The 17,899-nt window shown below is 45.0% G+C and carries 12 protein-coding genes; all 12 read right to left on the bottom strand.

Annotated elements, in window-relative coordinates:
• Positions 1–38: 38 nt before the first annotated feature.
• Positions 39–2,603, bottom strand: a complete 2,565-nt coding sequence (locus AC1DXC_RS05980) for a glycoside hydrolase family 2 TIM barrel-domain containing protein (RefSeq protein WP_477458231.1) — start codon at positions 2,601–2,603, stop codon at positions 39–41.
• A gap of 13 nt (positions 2,604–2,616) precedes the next feature.
• On the bottom strand, positions 2,617–4,983 hold the full coding sequence (locus tag AC1DXC_RS05975) for a right-handed parallel beta-helix repeat-containing protein (RefSeq protein WP_477458230.1): 2,367 nt from the start codon (positions 4,981–4,983) through the stop codon (positions 2,617–2,619).
• The gene (locus AC1DXC_RS05970; RefSeq protein ID WP_477458229.1) at positions 4,959–5,225 is read right to left on the bottom strand and encodes a beta-galactosidase; all 267 of its coding nucleotides are present in this window, start codon (positions 5,223–5,225) and stop codon (positions 4,959–4,961) included. Before AC1DXC_RS05970 ends, AC1DXC_RS05975 begins: the two co-directional genes overlap by 25 nt.
• A gap of 22 nt (positions 5,226–5,247) precedes the next feature.
• On the bottom strand, positions 5,248–6,807 hold the full coding sequence (locus tag AC1DXC_RS05965) for a GH39 family glycosyl hydrolase (protein WP_477458228.1): 1,560 nt from the start codon (positions 6,805–6,807) through the stop codon (positions 5,248–5,250).
• Positions 6,808–6,831: 24 nt separating this feature from the next.
• Complete coding sequence (locus AC1DXC_RS05960) at positions 6,832–8,964, bottom strand: beta-galactosidase (protein ID WP_477458227.1); 2,133 nt, start codon at positions 8,962–8,964, stop codon at positions 6,832–6,834.
• 499 nt (positions 8,965–9,463) lie between these two features.
• The gene (locus AC1DXC_RS05955; RefSeq protein WP_477458226.1) at positions 9,464–11,764 is read right to left on the bottom strand and encodes a glycoside hydrolase family 31 protein; all 2,301 of its coding nucleotides are present in this window, start codon (positions 11,762–11,764) and stop codon (positions 9,464–9,466) included.
• A gap of 544 nt (positions 11,765–12,308) precedes the next feature.
• Positions 12,309–12,617 carry a hypothetical protein gene (locus AC1DXC_RS05950; protein ID WP_477458225.1) on the bottom strand — a complete coding sequence of 103 codons (309 nt, stop codon included), beginning with the start codon at positions 12,615–12,617 and terminating at the stop codon, positions 12,309–12,311.
• A gap of 70 nt (positions 12,618–12,687) precedes the next feature.
• Entirely contained in the window at positions 12,688–13,785 is a 1,098-nt protein-coding gene (locus tag AC1DXC_RS05945) for a bile acid:sodium symporter family protein (protein ID WP_477458224.1), read from the bottom strand.
• Positions 13,786–13,820: 35 nt separating this feature from the next.
• A complete protein-coding gene (locus tag AC1DXC_RS05940) occupies positions 13,821–14,747 on the bottom strand; it encodes an RraA family protein (RefSeq protein ID WP_477458223.1) in 927 nt (308 codons plus the stop codon).
• A 51-nt stretch (positions 14,748–14,798) separates the two neighbouring features.
• Positions 14,799–16,055: an amidohydrolase/deacetylase family metallohydrolase gene (locus AC1DXC_RS05935; RefSeq protein WP_477458222.1), complete on the bottom strand. Its 1,257-nt coding sequence runs from the start codon at positions 16,053–16,055 to the stop codon at positions 14,799–14,801.
• A 113-nt stretch (positions 16,056–16,168) separates the two neighbouring features.
• Complete coding sequence (locus AC1DXC_RS05930; protein ID WP_477458221.1) at positions 16,169–17,389, bottom strand: aminotransferase class V-fold PLP-dependent enzyme; 1,221 nt, start codon at positions 17,387–17,389, stop codon at positions 16,169–16,171.
• Between the two features lie 27 nt (positions 17,390–17,416).
• Positions 17,417–17,872 carry a RidA family protein gene (locus AC1DXC_RS05925; protein ID WP_477458220.1) on the bottom strand — a complete coding sequence of 152 codons (456 nt, stop codon included), beginning with the start codon at positions 17,870–17,872 and terminating at the stop codon, positions 17,417–17,419.
• Positions 17,873–17,899: the final 27 nt, after the last annotated feature.

Here is a 17,899-nt window from a genome sequence, read left to right as displayed (position 1 = left end):
AGGACGCTGGATTAAATTTAAGTAAAATTCTTTATAAGTTATAGGCCTTCATAAGCGCTAATGCTCATTGTTTTAATATTTAAAATAGCCGGTGACAGATCAGGGCAAGTAACCGTCAATTTAATATCACCCACACCATGAGTGCTTCTTATAATAACCAAAGCACGTCCGTGCCAGGCTTTGTGAGCGTTGCCAACATATGGGTCGGTATCTTTCAGATCACCATTGGCAACTCCGGCAATTGTTCCTGGCCCTTCAATTTTAAAGTTTAGGCGGTTTGCGGCATTTGGTTGAAGTGTACCGTCCTTGTCGGTTACCTCTACAGTAACATAAGACAGGTCCTGCCCATCTGCTGCTATCTCTTTCCTATCAACTGTTACTTTGATTTTTGCAGCATCGCCGGCGGTTTGTAAAACGGTAGTTTCAATTTCCTTACCGTTATCCACACCGATGGCTTTAAGCTGGCCTGGCGCATAGGGTACGGTAAATTCAGCTTTAAATTCCTGGTCTTCAGTTGTTGGCTTCTCGCCAACAAGTTTGTTGTTGAGGTAAAGACGCACACCGGGATACTTTGAATAAATTTCAACCTTAATAGCTTTTCCTACATATTCCGGCCAGGTCCAGCTTTCCCAGGTCGGCCATACGGACCACCACGTTGTTTTGATTTCTAATGGATCCGGCTCGGGCTCGCGAACAGCCATGTAGAGCTTTTCGGTATTATTGTATAAAAGGCTACGATAGTGGGAAATGGGCTTTCTCCATCCGATCAAATCGATATCGCCGCAATAGGCGCCATGCCAGGGGAAAAAATCATGCTCCCAATGTTCACCGGGAACATCGCCCGAATAATACCAACGGCCAATCCCAGATTCGCCAAGATAGTCCATAGCAGTCCAAACAAAATCCCCAATAACATAATTGTTATTCTTCACCAACTTCCAATTTGCAAAGGCATCTTTGGGATACGACTCTGTTTGCATGATCATTCGTGAAGGCACCCGCTGATGATCGGCGGACGCACTCCATAAGTGATAATTATACCCGGCAACGTCATGCGCCGCCATAAGCGAATCAAGCGTAGCCCAATCTTTACCATTATCCACAATTGCGGATGTAACCGGGCGACCATTATCTATTTTTTTTATCGCATCGGCAAGCATTTTGGCGGTTTCTACCGCTCCCGGGGTACCGCGCTCCACTATTTCGTTCCCAATGCTCCACATGATAATCGAGGGGTGATTACGATCACGCAAAACCATCGCATCTAAGTCGCGTTTCCACCATTGGTTAAAATATTGGGCATAATCTTGTTTGTTTTTGCCTGTTTTCCAACAATCGAACGACTCGTCAATAACCAACAAGCCAAGCCTATCACAAGCATTTAAAAATGCCTCTGAAGGCGGATTATGAGAAGTTCTTACAGCGTTAAATCCTGCTTCTTTGAGTTGCTCTATCTTACGCTCCTCTGCACGGTCGAAAGCGGCGGCGCCCAGGCAACCGTTATCGTGGTGGACACAGCCGCCATTCAACTTTACGGTTTTTCCATTAAGCTGGAAACCATCCCCAACTGTGAACTTTATAGAACGTATGCCAAAACTCGTCTCTGTTTCGTCAATTACTTTTTTATTTTGCAGCACCTGTACCCGGGCATGGTATAAACCGGGGCTTTCCGGCGTCCATAGCCGGGGATTTGTTACCGTTATAGTTTGGGCAACTTCCTTCTCACTATTAGCGGCCAGATCAACCTTTATCTGACCATTTCCGGCATTTTTTGCATCTGCGCCCTTTAACCAGGTGCTTAAAACAATACTCTTAGGCAGATCGGTTTCGTTTTTTACCAGTGTTTTAATTTGAACGGTTGCCTTTCTTGAAGACACATCAGGGGTTGTAATGGCAACGCCCCACTGGGCTATATGAACAGCTTCGGTAGCGATCATCCAAACGTGGCGATAGATCCCCGAACCACTGTACCAGCGGCTGTTTACATGTTGCGAATTATCTACCCGCACCGCTATTACATTTTCCTTGTTAAAATCCAGGTAAGGAGAAAGATCGTAACTGAAAGATGAATAGCCATATGGGTAAATTCCAAGCGATTTCCCATTTATAAAAACTTCAGAATTCATATAAACTCCTTCAAAATAAATGGAGACTTTTTTGCCTTTCCATTCCCCCGGAGCTTTGAAGGTTTTACGATACCAGCCAATACCCGCCGGAAAATATCCGCCGGCACCACCGGTTGGGTTTTTAGGACTTACTTTACCTTCTATACTCCAATCATGCGGCAGATCAAGGCTTCGCCATGCCTTATCATTAAAATCCCTCGATTTAGCCGAAGCAGTATCTCCCAGGAAGAACTTCCATTGATAATCAAATAATTGCTTTCGTTCCGCTTCACCGGGATTTTGAGCCCGGCACGCGAGGTTACCAACCAAAAACAGAAAGGTTGCAATTATCATTTTAATATACCGGGTAATAATATAGGTTTTAAGCGGATTCATAATGGGTACCGGACCAAATGGCTTTGGCGCACTGATTTGAGCGTTGCAAAACAACGGTGGAGATAGAGAGAAAACAATTCCCCTAAAAAAATTTCTATTCATAAAAGTGATATCATTATATTTTTACTTCAATCTTTCGCTTCAGTTGCTGCTGATTACGAAAAATCACTATTTCGGTATTTTTCCCGGTAACCGTATTCCGGGCTTCCTGCAGATCTTTAAGATTGCTGACCTGGTTGCGATTAAAAGTTAGAATTACATCATTGGCCTGGAGGAATGCTGAGGCAGCAGAGCCGGGGGCAACCGAGAGGACTAATACGCCTCTTATCCTGTCCATGCCTGTTGCAGATTGCTCGCCGGCTGTGGTAAGGTTTTTTACCCTCGCACCCATAAAGTCTATTATTTCATCTTTGGTTAAATTATTGGTAATTATGGTCGCCGGAAAAATAGGCTTTTTGGCAATCCTCTTCAGCCCTACGGAAACCACACCAAAGTTATCCATCGAGAAATTTTTGAAGCCAACCGACAAAGCAGCGGCACCTTGTTTTACCCGAAAATCTCCTTTTTCAGGATTTTCAAAGGTTAGCGGCCCGTATGCAGAATGGCTATCTGTTCCGCGTGAACGGGCCTCGGCCAGTGAAGCGGAATCAGGAAAAGCGTTATAGTCAATTTCCCGGCCCCAGTCGGCAATACCGATAGGCAGGTACGCCGCGCCAACAATATTATGACGAAATACATCCTGGCTGTTTTTAAACCAAACATGGGGGTGAAAAGTATTATTGACCATGATATTGTTCTCAACAATGCGTTTTACACCCTCCCGCAGTTTAATACCTCCATTTAAACACAAGTTATTGTAAATTTGATAGTTGCTTGATCCATCATCCAGGTCGATATCCCAACCGTGGTCGCAGCGGAACCGGTTGTAACGAAGGACGATTGGTTTCACAACATCAAAGAGAGCTAAACCGGGGTTTTCGGCAACAATTGAATCAAGCTTCTTTTTATCCGCCTGCCAGTAACGGTCGCGCCCCCAGGAATTGAAAGAACCGTGGTCTCCGGTTTCCTTCACCGTATTAAAGATATCGTTATATTCGATTACATGACCTCCCCAGGTGCCTTCGCTGACGTTAATGCCCGCACGGGGCACATCATAAATGGTATTGTGGCTTACCACAATATCGCTACACATTGATAGCTCTACCCCGGCCGATTGTTTTTCTACGTAACCGAGGTTAAACATCAGGTTATCATAAACTTTACAGTCTTTAGGATAATTGTTTGTTTTTGGCCCCGGCGTAAGGTCTATTTTCGCCGGTGATATGTACTCATTATATTCAAAACTGGGTGAACGCACCGCCGCCGGGTCGCCTACAAAACAAATGCCGCTTGCGCCAATTTCAGAGATCCGGCACCTGGATACTTCACAGCCCCGGTTGAAGTTGCTGAAAAAAACAGCGTTACCTCCCAAATTTTCGAGTACACATTTTTCGAGCCGGCAACGTACAGCACCCTCATAAAGTACCGCCCCGCCCCGATAAATTGTCCAATCGCTGCGCAGCAAGGGTTCCTTGTTTTGCATAAAGGTGCGTACAGTTTGCGTTAAGGTAAGGGCGGAGATGGTAATGTTTTTAACCGGTTTTTGTTCTGTGCCCCTGAATTCAAATAAATGGGCTAACTGTGGCGTCTCAAACTTTGCAGTTTTTAAATCAAGGCCTGCGGGCGGATAGTAGTATAGGGTTTTCGTTTTCTTATCGTAAAACCATTCGTTAGCGGTATCAAGCTCTTCAAAAACATTCTCTGTATAACGATATTTTTCATGCATGCCCGAGCGCCTGTTATTTTGCCAGCCTCCTTCCAGCACAGGCAGGCCACTACTGTCTTTCCCTTTAATTTGGTAATGAATATCTCCCCACCGGGCTTCGTGCAAGGCATGTACGTATCCTCCTGCGGGCGATGCCCACCTTGTTGCCCGGCCTTTGCTGATGGCATCGGCCGCAGTGCCGCCCATGATTTGTGCCGAGGGGGCGTAATTAGGGTAACGGGCCATATATTGCAGTTCTCCGTTAACAAACAATTCATCAAAAACAAGGTCCGGCGTAATCTTTGCCTGCCAGATGCCATTTTTATATAGGGTCCATTTCAAACGGCTAATCACCACACCGCCGCTCACCACGGCTTTCTGATGGTCTACAATAGTCAAAACCAACGGTTCATTATCTTTCCTCGAGTCGGCAGGGGTAAATATTACCGGTTTACTCAAGTGATAGGTACCGCCAAATAACCTGATGAAAACAGCGCCCGGGATTTTTCGCGCCAAAGTCAAAGCGGCGCTTATGGATGCAACAGGTTTGCTCCGGGTACCGGGATTGCCATCGTTTCCCCTGGCAGAAACGTACAGATTTGTTTGCGCGCCTGCGTGCGCCGGCCATAACGAAACAGCAAATAATGCTGCAGCTATAATCGTCCTGATAGTTGCCATTTCGTCTTATCAATAATAAAAAAATCTTCAGCAGGTTCATAACTATCCCAGGCTAAATGGCCCATCCGTACCACCTTGAACCCGGCGGCCTTCATCAACATGATATCCTTTTTTATTTTTTCCTGATTTTTATCGTCGTTTGGATGATAATTGGTGCCGACGTATGTTGTTTGCGCGCTAACCGACCAAGACGCGAGCAAAATGATTGAAAATATTAAAAGCGTATTGATTCTTTTTTTCATAATCCGTGTTTGCGTACATGAATTAAGACCGTTTGATCAGGTTTACCAGGATAACATCATTTTCCCGGATCTCTACTTCGCTGGAATACTTAGCACCTGGTTTTATTTCAATTTGCCGTGTGGCGATTGGAGAACCGTTTTGTTCTTTTAACTTTTCAACCTGCTGCTTGTTCAGTTGCTTTGGCCGGCCCATATCCACATAACCTGTATAGGCATCGTTCACCCGGTAGCCTACTTTATAAATTTGCATAGTGTACTTTCCGGCAGGCATATGGGATAAATTTATTTTCACTTTGCCTTTTGACCTGGCAGGCAGATCTTTGATATAGTAAGCCTGATTATTGACAGAATCCGGTAAAGTATAGGTATAGTCCCACAGCAATAGCTGAATGCCTCCTTTATCATTTTTGCAAGCCCATGAACGGGTATCGGTATTGGTTAATTCCGTTCTGCCGAGTTTATTCATAAATTGATAAGCATAGAAAGCCGGCTTGTTTATCCCTTGTATATTGAGTAAACCGAAACCTCCATGAAAAGGTGTAAATCGCGGGCCGGGCTCTTCAAATACATCGGTAAAAACCCAGTACGACATGGAGTTGGCCGCATTACCAACTTGTTTTATTTTCTCCAGAATATAAGCTGCTTCGTGATAACTATCATGTATGGGGTCGGCCGGCGTGTAGGACGCACTCCATTCTGTATAATGCAGCTCCAGGCCAGGTATGGCCGATTGGGCAATTTGCTTACGGGTATTCAATACATCGCCACTTACCGACATCGGATCTTTACTTAATACCGTGCCCGAATTGCCATATTCATCCAAAAAACCCTGATTAACACCATAAGAATGAGTGCTGACGAAGTCGATAGGGATGTTATTTTTGCTGCAATGGGCTATCATCTCCGGAACCCATGCTGCACCTGCGGTGGCCGGCCCGCCCACCTTATATGCCGGGTTTACGTCTTTAACTGCCTTTGCCGTATAATCATACAATTTGAAATAATCCGCCTGCGTGCCTGTCCAAAATCCAGGAGATAAATTAGGCTCGTTCCATACTTCAAAATACCAGGATTTAACCTCTTCGGCACCATACCGTTCTGTAAAATGCTGAACAAGGTTGCTAATGAGCGCCTGCCATTTGTTATAATCTTTTGGTGGGGTAACATTGCCGCGCCACCAAAAAATTGTTTGATTGCCGCTTGCGAGGGCATTAGGCATAAAACCCAGCTCTACAAAAGGTTTCATCCCAATTTTATGCAGAAAGTCAAAAAGCGCATCTACATACATATAATTATACTGAGGAACTCCTTTTGAGTCTTCAGTGTACACGGCCATATCATCGGTAAGCAGTCCATGCATCCGTATATACTGAAAGCCGCATTGCTTTCTTGCGTATTGCAGTTGTTGTTGCCAATCGGCACGCAGCCCTTCGTTTGCCCGGCCTGCACCTATGCAGGTATTGAACATGGGATTAAGCTTGCCCGATACTTTGTTCAAATCCACATTGATAACGCGTTGGCCATATACATTTGCCAAAAAAGCAAATTGTGAAAGCACCAATACCCAAATTATTTTCTTCATTTTCTTTATCAATTCTTTATAAAATTATTCCGTCCACACGAGCACGCCCGCTGGTTTTAGTGTCTTTTCCCCGATTAAAACTTTTGCATTTCCCGGTAGGTTCATGGTATAATCCTCTGATGAATAATTTAATGCCGTATAAAAACCATCGCGCCAATACACAAAAACGCCGGGAGGATAGTCTTCCGTTGTAGCGCCGGCATCGCTATAAATCTGCTTCAACAGATCCTTTTCTAATTTAGAATCATCGGTATCTACGCCAATATAGGTTACGTCGCCTTTGCCTATCCGGTGTTTTACCACGGCAGCTTTTCCTTTGTAGAACTGATTATCATAAGTGGCCAGCACCTCTGTTGAACTATTGGGAACAAGTAAATCTGCCCAACTATGCCATGGATAATGGTTCGAATTCATCAATAGATCGCCTTTACCATATGATGAAAGCATATCCGTTTGGCCGATATGGGCGCCTATCAGGTTTGAAATTGGCATAGCTGCCTCTCCTTCCCAAAAATGACCTCTGCGATCTTTAGTACCGGTACGGCAGGTAACAATCAGGTGGCCGCCTTTTGCTACATAGTCGTTCCATTTTTTCACCAGCGCAGAATCAACCATTTCATAGGCGGGCACGATTACAACCTTATACTTTGACAAATCGGCCGTTTCCTCTATTACATCCACAGGTGCCCCTAATGACCTTGCAGTCTTAAGGAATTTTAGCGGATAATCCCACGTATTCCACTGCTGTGTTTGCCTTTGCCTGTCGATGCTCCAGTAATTTTCCAGGTTCCATAGCAACGCTGTAGACCGTGCGGCCAGCTTTGCAGGTGTTTTGGTACCTGCTGTAAATTTCTTCCGCAGTTCTGTTATTTCTTTCATAAACTGCATATAGTCTTTACCGCCCTGCGAGGGTGTTACGCCATCCGTTTGTATCACACCCGAATGATACTGTTCTGCACCATATAAAATTTGACGAAAGCGGTAAGAACAAGCGATCTTTCCTCCGGCAGCAAAACTATGGTACAGCCATAAGCGAACGGTACCCGGCAAAAGCAAGGGGTTGTAGCTTCCCCAATTTACAGGCCCGGGCTGAATCTCCATCACCCCGGAGACACCACCCACAGATTTGTAATATTCTGAAGCAAAAAGGACCAAATCCGGGTTGCCTAAACGAAAACCCGATTGGCCAATATTATCGGCGCCTCCGTTTGGATATGCTGTGTATGTAGCAAAATCCAGTTTCTCCGTACGGTTAGGGTCCGAACCGGTACAAACGGCAGTATAATTGGTAGTAATAAATTGTGCTTTTGAAATAGAACTGCGTAAAACGCCTGCCTGAAAATCAAGAAATTCGGCCTGTGTGTCTGCTGAATATCTTTTAAAATCAAGCAAAGCATGAGGATTGTTACCCCACCAGCCTACCAGGTTCGTATTCGGGATGATCACCTGATCGAAATTATTAAACCACTGGCTCCAGAAGGCTGCACCCCAGGCCGTATTTAAGGCATCGATGGTTTTGTATTTATTTTTCAGCCAGGTTCTGAATGCTTCCTGTGACGAGGGGCTATAATCGGAATTGGCGCCGGGCTCATTGTCTATTTGCCACCCAATTACGTTGCTGTTTTGCCCATATCGTTTAGCCATTTCCGCTACTATCCTTTTCACATAGCCACGAAATTTGGGGTTGACCATAGACTCCAGTCCGCGCGTGCCGTTCTCTGCACGGATATAATGGCCGTCCATAATAAATGTCTCCGGGTAATTTATCCGCATCCACGTTGGGGTGGTTGCCGAAGGCGTGCATAGCAATACTTTTACATGATATTTTGCGCACAGGCTGAGCACCTTGTCGAGCCAGGCAAAGTCGAACTTACCTTCTTCGGGCTCCATTTTAAACCAGGCAAATTCGGCCAGGTGAACAAACTCGAAACCCATCTCTGATATCTTTTTAATATCCCTGTCCCATTGGGCTTCATCCCAATGTTCGGGGTAATAATAAATACCGGTTGTTACCAAATCTTTCTCCGGGAAAAAATGGCTGGCTTGCTGTGCCTTTAAAATGGCAGGGGAAATTAAGAGGCCTAATAATAATATCGTTATGAATTTTCGCGCCTGTCGATGCCGCATAGCTGTAGAAGATGTTATGGGTTGTTTCACAATAATTTTTTAGTCAGAATTATCAATAATCGGTATATCTATGTGGTCGAGATTGTGGGCAAATCTTCATAAAAAAATCGAAGTTATTAAATCACCGGTAACAAGATGCTTTGCGCTCTCTGTCTCATATGCGTAGGAACCGGGTATAATAATTGGTTGCTCAAAGAAAGTAGCTTTTAATGTTTACGAGAAAATGTAATTAACAATTTATTAAGGAATTTTATCATTTAATATTATAGTTTCGATTTTTAAGGAATATTTATTGAAATGAAACCCCTACTGCTTAAAGTTCCGTACGAGCCAGATCAATCTAGCCGCAAGCTGAGCAGCGTTACTGCTCATACCTGTGGCATCGAGGGGGTGAAGTATTATAAGTGGGATAGATGGCAGCTTCTTGCGACACCTTTACCCTTCTAGTTTGCCAATTGGAAGAATTGATCACTAATGCTCTGTGGGTAACTTAACCATACCAGTACGCGCTGGAAGCTGTATTGGTGTATTATAATTTCACCACTACCGCACTTCCGTTATATACTACACTTTTATCAGTTTTGGCAGTTTCCAGCGGCCCCGAGCCATGCTTGCCGTTAACCAAAACAACGTTGAAAGTACGTTGCCTTAATGCACCCGGGAAATTGCCTTTAGTGCCGGAAATGCTTAGTTTTTTCAGTTTGTCGTTCCAGGTTAACGAAAAAGTACTATACATCCCTTTTTCATAATTGTAGTTATCATTTTCGTCTTCATAAAAAGTAAATTGCCCATCAGCACCCGGGTAAATACGCAATTCGATAGCTTTATTTTTTGTTTGAGTAGCATATTCAACTTCGGGGCCCATAGGAACGATAGAGCCGGCTCGCACATACAATGGCATCCGGCCTATCGGTGCGCCTGCATTGATATTCCTGCCTGCGGATAGCTTTTCGCCCGTCCAGAAATCATACCAAAGGCCTGCGCCCGGTAAGTAGACATTTCTTGTCGTGTCGCCTTTGCCGGTAACCGGATTCACTAGAAATGCCGGCCCGAACATATATTGGTCAGGTATTTTGTAAACATTCGCATCCGTGCGGAAATCAAATGCAAGCGAACGCATCATGGTATAATTTTCCAGGGTGGTTTTTGCTCCAAGGGAATATACATATGGAAGCAGGCGATAACGAAGTTTATCGAATTTTAAAAGTATAGCGCGGGTATCCTCGTCCCAGTTTTTTGAGAATATGGCCCGCTCGCCTTTGCCGTGGATGCGCATAATAGGGCAAAAAGTACCAAACTGGAACCAACGCGTAAACAGTTCCCTGAATTCCGGTTTCGACCAATCCGGGGCGGTCCAGTTGTAATGGTATCCGCCGATATCCGACGTCCAGTAGGGAATACCGGACGTGGCGGTATTGATTCCCTGGGGTACCTGTACTTTAAAAGCTTCAAAAGAACAGGAAATATCCGATGACCAAAGCGTGCCTGCGTTCCGCTGTTCCCCCGCGAAAGATTGCCTTAGCAAGAAAAAGGCCCTTTTGTTGGGAATATCCCTGCGCCAGCCTTTGTATAAGCCTGTGGAATGCTGTAAAGAGTAGGTATTAAAATAATCGATGCCTTTGCCGGTCCAGAAAACACTTTTGCGCCGCTCATCTAACAGTGCGCCATTATCAGGCTCACATTGGTCAACCCACCATGCATCCCAACCGTATCTTTTAACGAGACTGTCGCGGGCCATATCCCAGTATAGTTCGCGTGCTTTAGGGTTATGGGCATCATAATAGGTATCAAAGGTGTGCGTAACAACATTGTCCCAGGTAATGCTAGTTAAGCCACCCATTTTTTTCAAAGTGTCAAAATTCCGCGTCCCCTTGCCAAATACCGGCCAAATCGATATCATGCCATGTATGTTTGCCTTATGCAATTCATCAACCATTTTTTTGGGATCTGGATAACGGGCCGGGTTCATTACGTGCACCCCTATCGGGAAAGGGTCCCAATAATACCAATCCTGCACAATAACATCTACGGGGATATGATTACTTCGGTATTTATCTTTAACAGAAAGCACCTCGTCCTGGCTCAGATACCTATCCTGCGATTGGAACAACCCAAATGCCCATTTAGGAAACATTGGGGCCTTGCCGGTAGCAATACGATAGGAGTTGATGATCTGATCGAAACCGGGGCCGTAGAAAAAGTAATAATCCACCTCTTTCCCGCTTTCGGATACATATTTGAATTTGGTATTGCCCTCCTCACCGCCGTAAAAGTTGGAGGCCGAATAGTTATCCCACATCAGGCCATAACCCCTGGTAGATAATAATACAGGTATGGCACCTGTCAGGTACTTTATGGCCATATCCTGGTTTCGGCCTTTGTAGTTGATGGCGCCTGTGTCAACCGGGTGGCAGCCCAGCCCGAAAAGTGCTTCATTTTTAGGCGAATTGAACCCGGTGCTTATATTCCAGGTGTCTATACCGGCAATAGTGGCCGGTGTAATGCTTTTCTCATCCTCAGAAGTAATCTCCTTGCCGTTAAGGTCGGCATAGGTTATGGCATTGGTGGCTTTGTTAATTAGTACTTTTAACCTGGCGGTTGTGATAATAACCTGATTTTTATTTTCACGCACATCAAAAATGGCTTGTCCCCATTTTTTATTAACAATTAGTGAGGATTTGGTGCTGAAACTGTCAAACGTGGTGTATTTAACTTCTATGATATCATCCTTACAAACGGCGATGTACATTAAGCCCTTATCCAGCTTAAGTAGCAATCCCCTGGTGTCTTTTTTATACGATATAACAGCGGCGTTAGTAGATATGCTCATGAAAAGCAAAATCAGGGGAATTATCAGTTTGCAGCAGACCTGCTTCAACACTTGTGCTTTATTCAACATGAATATAGGTTTATCTAATGGGTAACAAATTACATTGGTTGCCGGATATAAAATGATAGCTAACAAATCCGTCCCCGCATGAATGCCGGTGCTTTCGCTTCCCGTCCGGAGACAAAGAAACTATTACCTCTTTTTTTAAAAGCTATCAGGTTTATTGATCGGGCTGGCCAAAAGTATAGATGGGAAAGATGAACGAACGGGTACAAAAGTGAATAAATAGGGCACGAAATGTTTAAAGTGAAAAAAAAAACGCGGTCCACCATCAGATGTGGCACTTAATATTACAGCCTAACGCTTAGCACGGGCATCCACAATTTGAAGAAGAGTGCCTGATTGCGGTTGGCTCAACATGGTCCGTTTTCTTAAACGAATGATCTGAAAACAATTTCTTGAATAGGGTATATAGTTATATAATAAAGGGCCCGCAACACTACTGCCGCGAGCCCCTTTATAAATTATGTTATTAACATATCCATTAATTCCATTCTCCCGAAATATCGCTAGCGACTGCGGAATTGGCATTCTTCTCGGCTAAAGGTATTGGTAACAACACATTTTTATCTTGAAAAGGCTGTGTACCATCCTCAATTTGCCTTTCAGCATTTATTGTTTGTATATAGAAGGGCAAGTAATTATAATTCTGCAAAACATGCTTCGCTTCTTCCTTTTTGTGGCCCGGAACCCGGTCAACCTCTTTGTATTCACGTTTTAATGAATTGTAATAGTCAGCATCGGTCTTGCCCACTGCTAACGGCACAGTCCGTGTTGATTTACGTATTTCCATCAATGGGCAATTTCACAGTAATAGAGATAGCTTAGCTCAAGAATCTATAGTAAATCAACACATCCAAGAATTAATTCTTTACCTTGGGTTTTTCAATTGGCTTTCGGTGCCAGTAGGTTGCTAATAGCGATCCTGTAATATTCATTAGCGGGCCGAAAACTGCAGGAGCCAACCCCACGGTTGCCATTTTACCCATCTCCTTTGCCAGGCCCGATGCCAGTCCGCCATTTTGCATGCCTACTTCTATGGCCATGGTGCGGCAATCGCGCTCGTCCATTTTAAACAGTCGGCCAGCCCAATAGCCCAGCGTATAGCCCGATAGATTGTGTATCAGTACTACCAACACCAGCATAAAGCCGATATTTAAAAGGCTTGCCCGGCCGGCAGCGGTAATCACTACTATGATTAGCGCTATGCCAACCATAGATACGATGGGCATCACAACCTCCAGCCATTTTGCTTTTTCCAGCAGGTATTTATTAAACAATATGCCTGCACAGATTGGAATAATAACCATCTTGAAAATGTCCCACGTCATTGTCAGCACATCTATTTTAATAAAAGCGCCGCCCAGCAATTTCATCAATAGTGGTGTAAAAAACGGCGCAAGCATGGTTGATACCGCCGTAATGGTGATAGATAATGCAAGGTTTGCCTTAGCTAAATATGATATAACGTTGGATGCCATGCCATTTGGCGAGCAGCCAATCAATATGATGCCCGCCGCTATCTCGGGCGGGAAACCACTCAATTTAGCAAGGGCAAAACCAAGCGATGGCATAATTAAAAAATGGCTGAACACGCCTATAAAAACGCCTTTGGGCATCTTAAGCACCCCGGCGAAGTCTTTCACGCTCATAGAGGTGCCCATGCCAAACATTATAAGTTGTATTAGCGGCGTAATTAACATGGATAGTTTCACACCATTTACGCTGATAAAAAACTGCGGATAGTACAAAGCCATGATAACAGCCGCAAAAATAACAAGCGTGTACGAAAACCCTTTAAACACGGCGAATCCTCGGCAAGCCACTGCGAACAGCAAAAAGGCGGCGATAAGCAGCAACCCAGCGTTTGCTATTCTGCCGCTGGTGATTAAACCCAGCGCTATAAGCAAACATAAAACCGCAAGCCCTGCTACTACTTTGTAAATATTGATCTTCTTCATTTTTTTGTGAGATATTTCTGATGAGTTGCCAATACTTACCAGGTTCGTTTTTGCATAAACTCGTCCAACTGCTGGCGGGTCATTTTCATTTCGCCGGGGTGTTGTTCCAGCCATTTCATAAAGGCATCTTTTATGGCAGGGCCCCACTGGCTGTCAATTTCGCCGGTGGTGTAGGTGCCGGCCTTAAGCATGGCTTGCCCAAATTTATCGCGCAGCCCTATAAATTCTGCTGTGGAAATCACCTTTTCGGCGAGATGTGCAGGGATAAACAACACACCTTCCTTTTCTGAGATAACCAGGTCGCCGGGCAAAACGATGGCATTACCTATGCGGATAGGTGTATTAAGGCCCATTAAAACCATATCTTGCAGGTAAGACGGGTGAAAATCGCGTACGAATGCGTTAAAGCCATCTATTTTGGCAAGCCCCGCCAAATCTCGCGCCGAACCGTCAAAAATTACTCCATTGCCCGATTTACTGAATATGGAATTGCCCAGGTTATCGCCGATAAGCGTACCGGCTTCTATCTTACCAAAACCATCGGCTACATACACATCGCCATTAGTTAGTACATCAATGGGCCAGGCATTGGTATTGCCCTTACGGCCCTGTTTGCTGCCACGTTCTTTAATATTCTTCTCAATATCCGGGCGCGAGGGCATAAACATTGCAGTAACCACCCTGCCAACAACAGGTTTATCATTAACGGTTTTCCAGTTGCCCTCAAACTGGTTGTTGTAGCCTTCGTTCCGTAAAACCGTCCAGGCTTCTTCAATACCTACGTTTTTAGCCCGCTCCAGCAATGCATCGGGGATCTTCGGCCGCCCGTCTTTAAACCGCTCGCCTTTCCATTCTGACGTGTAAAACATTAATTCCTCCCTTGATATGGTTTGCGCCTGTACCTTGCCCGCAAGTAAAATTGCGGGTAGCAGCACGCCCATTGCAGCCACTTTTAACTTCATATTTTTGTTTAATTTGGTTTATAATTGGTATGCTTTTAAGTATGCATTAACTCACTCGCTGCTTTTAGATAATACAACCGTTTTATTGCCGATGCCGTTTAAATCGTAAACTATTTTACCGGCGCGCAGGGTTAGCTCGCATTCCAGTTTTTTATTAGCCTCAACCGTAAAGCCTGTGTAATCAAAAAAACCAAACTTACCTTCTCTTACGTTCAGTATGGCTACATCTGCGTCGGCACCTACGCTAAGGTTACCCAGGTCCTCGCGCTTAATCTCCATGGCGGGGTTTGCTGTTGATGCTTGTATCACACTTTTCAGGTCCATCCCCATGGCCAAAAATTTCGACATGGTGGTTAACATATCCTTCATGGCATTATTCATGCTGCCGGTATGGATATCGGTACTTATTGAGTTTGGAAAGAAGCCTTCCTTTATGGCGGGTATGCCCTGTGAGTAAGCAAAACTGATACCGCCATAACCCACATCAAAATAAATACCCCGCTTGCGTGCCTGCCAAACAAAGGGCTTTACCCGCTGTGTTTGCAAATCAACAATGTATTCGCGATTATTCAATTGCCCAAAGCAATGGGTAAAAATGTCGCCGGGCCGCATGTGCTTAGTAAACAATTCTTCGAGTGGCAATGGAGGCCTGCTGCCGCCAAAATCAACCATTACTGGCAGGCCTCCGGCTAAATTACCGGCTTCCACGGCACGGTCTATCGGAGCCCATTCGTGTCCGTCGTAGTGGGCTAATTTAAAGCCGACTACATACTTCTTGTACTTATGCGCAACAATTGCCGACATTTTTGGATCCATATCGTTCATATCTTGCTCATAGCCGCCCCGCATACCTTCGCCAACAATGTTGATGAAAGCCAGCACCCTCGTTTGCGATTCATCAATAGTTTGTGCCTTAAAGGTAGGAAAGGTACGCCAGCCCGAGCTACCGGCATCTACCACGGTAGTAACGCCGTTACGAAACGTGAAGCCATCCGGCGGCAAAGCGAGGTTGCCGTTCTCATACTGGTGATCTGGCTGGGTGCCAAAAAAATTGTGGGAGTGTATATCTATCAGCCCTGGTGTAACATACAATCCCCTGGCATCAATAACCTGTTTGCCTAATTGGGCATCAATGCTTTTTGATACCTGTGCAATTTTGCCATCGGCTATGGCAACATCCATAACGCCATCAATATTATTCTTAGGGTCGATAACGTGGCCCCCTTTTATAATTATGCTGTACTTTTGCGCATCGGCCCGGCCGCATAAAAAGGCAATGCCAAGCATTAAAATAAGTATCTTCTTCATCAAAATCAGTCAAAAATTTAAAAATAGCATCTCCCATTAAGCCTCTGTATTGTAAAGGCCCTACCAGAAAAAGCAAGAAAATAAATGATTATCCCCGCGGTTTTAACATAGGCTTAAGCGGTTAAAGCTTGCTGTAAGATCTCTTTCACCCGCTTGCTAACAACCTCTACTTGGTCTTCCCGCAAAAGCACCACGCCAACAATCAGCGCATCACCTTTATCATTAGCTACAATACTTGGCGTGCCGTTTTTCAGCGCCGCCAATACATCCTTAGGGTTTGTGCGTATTTTGGTTTGGTCCCACCTTACAAAAAGGCTCGGGAAGTTATTTGCCGGCCCCGGGTCAACCACCGTTTCGGTTTTAACGGTTGGCAAGGCCTCCAGCCTGGTGCCAATAGTTTTGGCGCGCAGCAACCAATCTGCCCATTCTTTTTTATGGTCTCTGTCGAGGTATGATTTAAGCGCAGCGTACATGCCAAACATTTCTTCCTTGTTCACTTTCATCGGGCGGCCTATCGGCGCCTCGTGCGGGCTGTGGTTTAGCCTTGCCGCAGTTATCAGGTCCTTACGGCCAAATAGCAAGCCGGCGCTTTGCGGGCCGCGCATCATTTTACCACCCGAAAATGTAACCAGATCGAAACCCATCTTCTGGAATTTAAAAAGATTCTCTACCGGCGGCACATCGGCGGCAGCATCCAAAAATGTAGGGACTTTTTTGGCTTTGGCAACATTCAAAAACTCCTGATGGGTAATACTGCTTTTATCGGCCGCATTAAAAAACAGGGCCATTACGGTATTGCTGCTTATGGCTTTTGCCATTTCATCGGCACCCTCAACTTCTATAATTTTAGCCCCGGTAGTGCTTACCGCCTGGTCGAACAGATACCTATGTGTTTTTTGCATAATCACCTCGGGCCTTGGACCGGGATGATTGGGCAACATCTTTATTTTTTCTGCATCGGTACCTGTAATGCAGGCCGCAGTACCCAATACCATAGCGCATGCCGCGCCGGATGTTACCATCGCAGCTTCAACGTGCAGCATTTCGGCAATTTTGCCGCCTACCTTATCCTGCAGCTCGTACATGTTGGCAAAATCGTGCGAGGTAGAGTTGATTGCCTCCAACACTTCGGGCAGCATCAGCGAACCTGATAAAAAGGTCATGGTAACGGATGCATTGATAACCGGCGTAACGCCCAGTTCCTTAAACAGGTCGCGCTTTGGCGCCACAGTTGGCACCGGGGTAATGGTTTTATGTATAGATGAAGCCCTTGCAGCCAAGGCCCCCGTAAAGGGGAGGATAGACAGGCTTTTTATAACGTTTCTGCGTTTCATTTTTGTTGTTAATAGGGAGTATTAAACTTAGATGTAGGCAATGCAATCCATCTCGACAAGAGAATCGCCGGGGACGCCACCCTTTGCAACGGCAACGGTGGTGCGTACGGGTGGGTTTTTGCCGAAACGGCCCTTGTAAACTTCGTTCATGCCTTTGTAGTCGGCAATATCATTCAAATACACGTTCACTTTTAAAACCTTCTCCATAGATGAGCCGGCCTTGATGAGTTCTTTTTCCAGTTCTTTCAGCACAATTTCGGTATGCTCTTTTATTTCAAACGGCGCAACATGCGCACCTTTACCGGCAATAAATACCATGTTGCCCAATTTGGTTGAGCCCGAAAACAAGGGTACATCCTGGTATTCGGTAATGTTGTTCACCTCTTTTTTTTCTGCCTGTACAGTGTTGGCTTTTGCCAATCCAAATACAGAGATACCGGCAATTGAAGCCAGCATTTTTTTTACGATAGATCTTCTTTCCATTGCTTGGTTATTTATTGGTTATAAATG

Source organism: Mucilaginibacter sp. P2_D11 (assembly GCF_056404435.1).
This window is presented reverse-complemented; position numbering and strand designations above follow the sequence as displayed.

Excerpts from the sequence above, each read along its gene's own strand:
- AC1DXC_RS05980 (WP_477458231.1), bottom strand. The coding sequence starts at position 2,603 with ATGAATAGAAATTTTTTTAGGGGAATTGTTTTCTCTCTATCTCCACCG.
- AC1DXC_RS05975 (WP_477458230.1), bottom strand. The coding sequence starts at position 4,983 with ATGGCAACTATCAGGACGATTATAGCTGCAGCATTATTTGCTGTTTCG.
- AC1DXC_RS05970 (WP_477458229.1), bottom strand. The coding sequence starts at position 5,225 with ATGAAAAAAAGAATCAATACGCTTTTAATATTTTCAATCATTTTGCTC.
- AC1DXC_RS05965 (WP_477458228.1), bottom strand. The coding sequence starts at position 6,807 with ATGAAGAAAATAATTTGGGTATTGGTGCTTTCACAATTTGCTTTTTTG.
- AC1DXC_RS05955 (WP_477458226.1), bottom strand. The coding sequence starts at position 11,764 with ATGAGCATATCTACTAACGCCGCTGTTATATCGTATAAAAAAGACACC.
- AC1DXC_RS05950 (WP_477458225.1), bottom strand. The coding sequence starts at position 12,617 with ATGGAAATACGTAAATCAACACGGACTGTGCCGTTAGCAGTGGGCAAG.
- AC1DXC_RS05945 (WP_477458224.1), bottom strand. The coding sequence starts at position 13,785 with ATGAAGAAGATCAATATTTACAAAGTAGTAGCAGGGCTTGCGGTTTTA.
- AC1DXC_RS05940 (WP_477458223.1), bottom strand. The coding sequence starts at position 14,747 with ATGAAGTTAAAAGTGGCTGCAATGGGCGTGCTGCTACCCGCAATTTTA.
- AC1DXC_RS05935 (WP_477458222.1), bottom strand. The coding sequence starts at position 16,055 with ATGAAGAAGATACTTATTTTAATGCTTGGCATTGCCTTTTTATGCGGC.
- AC1DXC_RS05930 (WP_477458221.1), bottom strand. The coding sequence starts at position 17,389 with ATGAAACGCAGAAACGTTATAAAAAGCCTGTCTATCCTCCCCTTTACG.
- AC1DXC_RS05925 (WP_477458220.1), bottom strand. The coding sequence starts at position 17,872 with ATGGAAAGAAGATCTATCGTAAAAAAAATGCTGGCTTCAATTGCCGGT.